At 66.8% G+C, this 1,427-nt stretch carries 1 protein-coding gene and 1 pseudogene; both read right to left on the bottom strand.

Translation table 11 applies throughout. From position 1 onward, the window contains the following. The coding region (locus tag AC1DNF_RS35615) for a methyl-accepting chemotaxis protein (protein ID WP_478153636.1) at positions 1 to 1,229 on the bottom strand (1,229 nt) is incomplete at its 3' end. Positions 1,230 to 1,273: 44 nt separating this feature from the next. Then, a pseudogene (locus AC1DNF_RS35610) lies at positions 1,274 to 1,427 on the bottom strand (chemotaxis protein CheW); the annotation flags it as partial.

Raw genomic sequence — 1,427 nt, 5'->3', positions numbered from 1 at the left:
TCCTTGGCCGCCGCGGCCGAGCGCTGCGCCAGGCTGCGAACCTCGGAGGCCACGACGGCGAAGCCACGGCCCTGCTCGCCCGCCCGTGCGGCCTCGACCGCCGCGTTCAGCGCCAGGATGTTGGTCTGGAAGGCGATGCCGTCGATCACGCTGATGATGTCGACGATCTTGCGCGACGAGGCATCGATGGCACCCATGGTGCCGACCACCTGGGTCACCACGCTGCCGCCCCGCACCGCCACCTCGGAGGCCGAGACGGCCAGCTGATTGGCCTGGCGCGCGTTGTCCGCGTTCTGCTTGACGGTCGAGGTCAGTTGCTCCATCGAGGCCGCCGTCTGCTGCAAGGAACTCGCCTGCTGCTCGGTGCGGGTCGACAGGTCGTGGTTGCCCGAGGCGATCTCGCTCGAAGCCGTCGCGATGGTGTCCGTGCCCTGGCGCACTTCGCCCACCACCTTCGCGAGGTTCGCGTTCATGTCCTTGAGCGCCTGCATGAGCTTGCCGGTCTCGTCGCCGGACGCCACCACCACGTGGCTGCTCAGGTCGCCCGCGGCCACCGTCTGCGCCACGCGCACCGCGTCGTTGAGGGGGCGCGTGATGCTTCGCGTCAACCACCATGCCAGCGCCGAGCCCAGCGCCAGCGCGAGCGCGGCCAGCGCGATGAGATTGATGCGGCCCGAACGGTAAAGGGCGTCGATGGTGTCGGCCGCGCCGTCGATGTCCTGCTGCTGATGCGCCAGCATGGCGCGAATGCTCGCGTCGTAGCCGTCGAGCGTCTCCAGCAGCTTGCCATTGGTCAGCTGCGCCGCCTCGTCCTGCTGGCCGTCGGCCTTGAGCTTTAGGATGCGCTTGCGCAGTTCGAGGTACTCGCCGCGCTTCTTCTTGATGTCCGCGCTCAGCGCGAGTTCCTCGGGCGACGCCAGCATCTCCTCGAGCTTCTTCTGGGTCTCGGAGATGCTGGTGCTGGTCTTGGCGATGTTCTTCAGCAGGTAGTCCTGCACTTCGGGGTCGTTGGTCTTGAGCAGCGAGAAGGTGCGCACGCTGTTGGTGCTGGTGGCCAGCAGCCAGTTCGCGGCCAGGCGTTCCTTGACGAGCGAGCGGTGGGCCATTTCGTCGGTCGCGCGCCCCACGCCTTGCAGGCGCAGCACGCCGATGCCCGCGATGGCCGCCACCAGGGCCAGCACCAGGGCGAAGCCGATGCCCAGGCGCGAACCGATGTTCCAATTCTTCATCACTGTCTCCAGCTCGTTGATCTGTCTTTTTTTTCTTCTTGGCTTCAGGCGGCGATCTTCTCGATCAGGCCCATCTCGTCGCTGGACATCAGGCGGTCGATGTCCACCAGGATCAGCATCCGCTCGTCCAGTGTGCCCAGCCCGATCAGGTAGTCCGTGTCCAGCACCGACCCCATCTCCGGCGCCGGCTTGATCTGC

Source organism: Variovorax sp. 01T432 (assembly GCF_056398605.1).
Note: the sequence above shows the minus strand (reverse complement) of the source record. Positions and strands in the feature narration are given on the sequence as shown.